At 64.0% G+C, this 4,433-nt stretch carries 5 protein-coding genes; 1 reads left to right on the plus strand and 4 read right to left on the minus strand.

Annotated elements, in window-relative coordinates; genetic code table 11:
• Positions 1-40: 40 nt before the first annotated feature.
• The 3 genes from RM423_RS24040 to RM423_RS24050 all read right to left on the minus strand — a co-directional run bounded on the left by RM423_RS24040 (position 41) and on the right by RM423_RS24050 (position 2,213).
• On the minus strand, positions 41-346 hold the full coding sequence (locus RM423_RS24040; protein ID WP_311425570.1) for a FluC/FEX family fluoride channel: 306 nt from the start codon (positions 344-346) through the stop codon (positions 41-43).
• Between the two features lie 585 nt (positions 347-931).
• Positions 932-1,681, minus strand: a complete 750-nt coding sequence (locus RM423_RS24045; protein WP_311425571.1) for a GAF and ANTAR domain-containing protein — start codon at positions 1,679-1,681, stop codon at positions 932-934.
• A gap of 97 nt (positions 1,682-1,778) precedes the next feature.
• On the minus strand, positions 1,779-2,213 hold the full coding sequence (locus tag RM423_RS24050; RefSeq protein WP_311425574.1) for a MarR family winged helix-turn-helix transcriptional regulator: 435 nt from the start codon (positions 2,211-2,213) through the stop codon (positions 1,779-1,781).
• A 211-nt stretch (positions 2,214-2,424) separates the two neighbouring features.
• Between RM423_RS24050 and RM423_RS24055 the strand changes: the two genes are divergently transcribed.
• Entirely contained in the window at positions 2,425-3,486 is a 1,062-nt protein-coding gene (locus RM423_RS24055; protein WP_311425572.1) for a sodium:calcium antiporter, read from the plus strand.
• Between the two features lie 57 nt (positions 3,487-3,543).
• On the opposite strand, the gene RM423_RS24060 is transcribed toward RM423_RS24055, so the two are convergent.
• Positions 3,544-3,936 carry a MarR family winged helix-turn-helix transcriptional regulator gene (locus tag RM423_RS24060; RefSeq protein WP_311425573.1) on the minus strand — a complete coding sequence of 131 codons (393 nt, stop codon included), beginning with the start codon at positions 3,934-3,936 and terminating at the stop codon, positions 3,544-3,546.
• Between the last annotated feature and the right edge of the window lie 497 nt (positions 3,937-4,433).

The following is a 4,433-nucleotide window of genomic DNA, read 5'->3' on the forward strand; positions in this document are numbered from 1 at the left end:
GCCGCCGGCACTCCGCCTGCGGCTACCGCAGCCCGATCACCTACGAGAACACCACCACCGCGGCTACGCTACGACCGGCCGCATAACAATCAAATCGCGTGTCCACTTTTCGGGGCGAAGGCCCCAGGGCACATCCCACGACATTGATGCCGAAGGTCGTCCAAGGAAACGTGCCTGTGCGGGTGGGCCACCACAGTCCCGCCTGGTACCGAAGCGCGGCACCGACCACGCCGCCGGCAGCGATGACAGCCACCACCGACGCCTCGCGACCGCCGCCTGGTCGGTCCACCGTAACGTCGACATCGGGATCGATCGGTTGGGCGTCGGCTTGCTGGATCTCACTCATCGTGGGCTCACTCCTACCTGGACAGGCGCATACGCCATGGCGATCAGGTAGGGACTGTTGGCCACAGCTATGTGGCGGTTGATCCGGCGAGCCCCACCGCCGGTCCAGCGCCGTCAAATGTACCGCACTGTCTGGGCAACCGGTCATCCGAATGGGGTCTTCACGCGCCCAATCAGCCTCCCGGGGGGTACGTTCACCCGCCTTTGCCGGAGCCTCGGCTCCCGCCGCTGTCCGTACGGGCGCCCAGCCATTCGATGAGTTCGGGATCGGCGGAGCTGAAACGCTGCGCCTCCTCACCGCCGTCGCAGCGGCACAGCGAGATGGTGACGCAGGTATCAGTCCGATCGATAACCTGCCACGTCGCTCCGAATCGTTGCCATCGTTGCAGGAGCTCGATGGGGCCTCTTCAGCCGGCGACGACTCGGGGCTCGCCGTTTCATGGTCGGGTGGCTCACACGTCATGTGCCCATGGTGCCGACGCAGGTCGTTTCGGTGCACTTCGGCCCCGGATTCGTTGTTATGTCGATGCCCACCTGGCTCCTTCCGAGATTTACGAGCATCCTTTCGGCGAAGCTTCAAGGGCCGCTACCGCCGCCTGTCGTCGGCAGAAGCAGCGGGGGGAAGCCCACGATGATTGATGACGTGTCGAGCTGTGTCCGGGAGCGTCTGGGCAAGTTGGCGGCTTGCTCGGTGCAGGTGTGCCGCGGCACTGTTAGTCGTGTGGTTGTTCGTCGTCATCAAAATACCGATGGCCACGCCGATTTCCCGGTGAACGTCCGCTGCTCGTCGCGGGCGGATCGGCTCCTCGAAGAGCAGGTTGTTGGTAACGGTCAGAGAGCAGTACGCGGCGAAAATCGCCCCGGTCGCTATCGCGAGGTCGTCGAAGGCGTCAGGCCAGTCCGAATAGAACATCAGGGCGGCTCGGTGCCGCGAACTGAGGTAGAGGCGGTAGGCGGCGATGCTGCGGATGCTTGTTTCGGCCGTGACCTTCGCGCCGTACTTCGGCCAACGCGGATCGGACTCGAGGTCACCGCTTATGACGATGTCGTTTGTCTCGAGAGCGTCCAAGCCCGGGCCCTCTCCGGTGTCGGCGCGGATGCTGTCGATCGTGCGGATGATCGGATGTGTATGAGCGGCAGTGTCCACTCGATCGCCGTCACGGATGATCAACGCAGCGTGCTGAGCTCGCGGCATGCATGGCCTCGCCATAGCCACGACTCGGTCGGCCGTGAGCACCGCTGGATCACCGCCGTGCATTGCTGCCACCAGCATGGTGAAGGCCTCAGCCAACTCAGCGAGGGCGGTGAAATCGTCTGCGTACTCGTGATCCGTCATCCGCTCACTGTGACAGCGGCGTACTGGGCACTTCAAGCTTGCCTGCAGGAACCCCGCTTCATCCCTGCTGTCGACGGCCGTCGACAGCAGGGATGATTCAGTTGTTCCATTCCAAGTGCCCGATATCGTCCTCGGGAATTTCGCCGGCCGCCTCTGCGAAGCACTCGAGCGCAGCGGGAAGCTTCTGCCTCTTACTTCGCGGCATCTTTGCCACGACCTGCTGAACCGCCGCCCGCCTCTCGCTGAAGACGGAGTCCACCAATTGCTTGCCTTGCTCGGTGAGCGTCAGTGATACCTGCCGCCGGTCGGTGGGCGCGTCGCGCCTGTCGAGCAGGCCGGCGGTGACGAGGCGGTCGACCGTACGGGTGGCGTTGGAGGGATGCACGCCCAAGGATTCAGCGACTGCGCTGAGGTTCGAGGGGCCCTTGGTCGCGACCATCACAAGGACTCGGAACTGCGGCAGACTCACCCGGTCTTCCACCTTGGCGATGGACTGCGCCACCACGCCGACGAGGACCCGGGCGGCGGACATCACGGCGTCCACCTGCCTGCTGAGGTCAGCATCGTCAGCGGGCGTGGAGCTCTCACCGGTCCCGGAATTCACGCGAACAGTATGAGCCGAAACATGCATAGGCGCAAAGGTTGCTCTCACCCACGTTAACTGCAATGATTGCAACTATGCACGTAACCACAGTGTCTGGGTCCGCCCTCCCGACGTCGCCCGTTATGAGAGAGGCTGAATCGTGAGCGGTCTTCCGTCATGGTTGCTACTACTGATCTTCCTCGCCTCGGCAGTGGTGATCTGGGTGTCCGGGGTAAAGCTGTCGGACACCACCGACGTGCTCGCCGAGCGCTTGCACCTCGGCTCGGCGCTGGGCGGTCTCGTCCTCCTCGCCGTCGCGACCAACCTTCCTGAGATCGCGATCACGGTCAGCGCAGCACTGTCCCACCATCTGGATGTGGCCGTCGGAAACATTCTCGGTGGTATCGCTGTGCAGACCGTCGTGCTCGTCGCCCTGGACGCGTTCGGAATACGCGCGCGCAAGCCGCTGACCTACCAAGCTGCCAGCCTGGTGCTGGTGCTCGAAGGCGCGCTCGTCGTGGCGGTCCTGCTCATCGTCGTTGCAGGCTCGCAGCTTCCCGCATCGCTGCTGACGGCTCGCCTCACGCCCGATGTGGTGATAATCGCCGTTGTCTGGGTCATCGGGCTGCTTCTCATCAACCGGGCCAGTGGGCACCTTCCGTGGTCGGACTCAGGCGACGCACCCGATACCCAGCCGGAAGCGCGTGGCACTCGCCGGACGAAGAAGGAAGCCGCCGCGACCAAGAAGGGCATGAGCACCGGACGTGCGGCGGTGGTGTTCGCCGTCTCAGCGCTGGCCACCCTGGTGGCCGGAGTGACGATCGAACGCAGCGGTGAGCGATTCTTCGGCAACCTCGGCCTGTCCGGCATCCTCTTCGGCTCGACCGTTCTGGCAATAGCCACGTCGCTGCCTGAACTGTCCACCGGCATCACCTCTACCCGCATGGGCGACTACCAACTCGCCATCGGCGACATCTTCGGTGGTAACGCCTTCCTGCCGGTACTCTTCCTGCCAGCCACTGTGCTCGCAGGTGACGCCGTGCTGCCCGCTGCAGGGAGGAGCGACATCTACCTGACTGCCCTCGGAGCGCTCCTCACCGTCATCTACATGGCTGGACTGATCTTCCGACCTGCCAAGCAGATCGCCCGCATGGGAGTCGACTCGATCGTGGTGCTCTTCGTGTACCTGCTCGGCATCGTCGGCTTGATCGTACTGCAGTGAAACGGTTCAGACGGCCGCAGCAGTCATGGCGACGTTGCTTGTCGTTCCCGCGCCTAGCTACCAACCCAAGCTGGCAAGGAGTTCGGGTCGAGGCTCCGGTTCGCCGGCTGCGTCGGCGAAGACTCGTAGCGCGGTGACGAGTTGCATACGACGTGCCGCCGGCATCCCGGTAACGATCTTGGTGATCTCTCGACGGCGAACAGCAGTCACCTGCCGCACGAGCTTCTCGCCCTGCGCCGTCAACGCCAGGACCACCTCACGACGGTTGTCGGGGTTCTCGCGCCGGGTGACGAGCTGCCCGGCCAGCAAGCGATCGATCATGCGCATCGCTGTGGAAGGCGTGACGCCTAGTCGCTCGGCAAGGCCGTTGAGATTCATCTCGCCATGACCATCAAGAACCACCAGCGTGCGAAATTGAGTCACCGTCACGGTGTCCTCGATCTCGGCCAACGATTGGGCCGACACACCGACAAGCACCCGGGAAGCGGTGAGCAGGGCTGTTACCAGCTCGTCTACCTCCGCTGCCGCGGGCTTCGTCGTCGCGGCCTTCGATTGTGCTTCCCTAGTCACTGACTCAACTCCCTGCCGTGGCAGCGGCAAATATGGCGAGGCGCGATGGTTCGGAGCGCGAGCGCCGGCCTCGTTCCGACGCGTGTGCCGACCCCTATTATGCCGACTGCCGGTAGGGACACGGGTGCAGCGCTGAGGCCTGCCTGACCTTGTCTCTAAGCAATTATTGCGGTATGCATGTAGTACGCCCCCGGTGGACTTTCCAGGAAAGGCGAGAGTGCTCATGCAGCAACCTATCCCGGTCCCGATGCCCAGCGTGTTGGACGCTTGCAGACCGCATCTTGCCGGCGCGGAGAAGCAGGCTGACCCTGACAAGCAGATAGCGGGACTGGACGAAGCGCTTGAGGGCGCGTGCGAGTACGGGCGGCAGCTGTGGC

Source organism: Jatrophihabitans lederbergiae, assembly GCF_031845305.1.
GTDB lineage: Bacteria > Actinomycetota > Actinomycetes > Mycobacteriales > Jatrophihabitantaceae > Jatrophihabitans_A > Jatrophihabitans_A lederbergiae.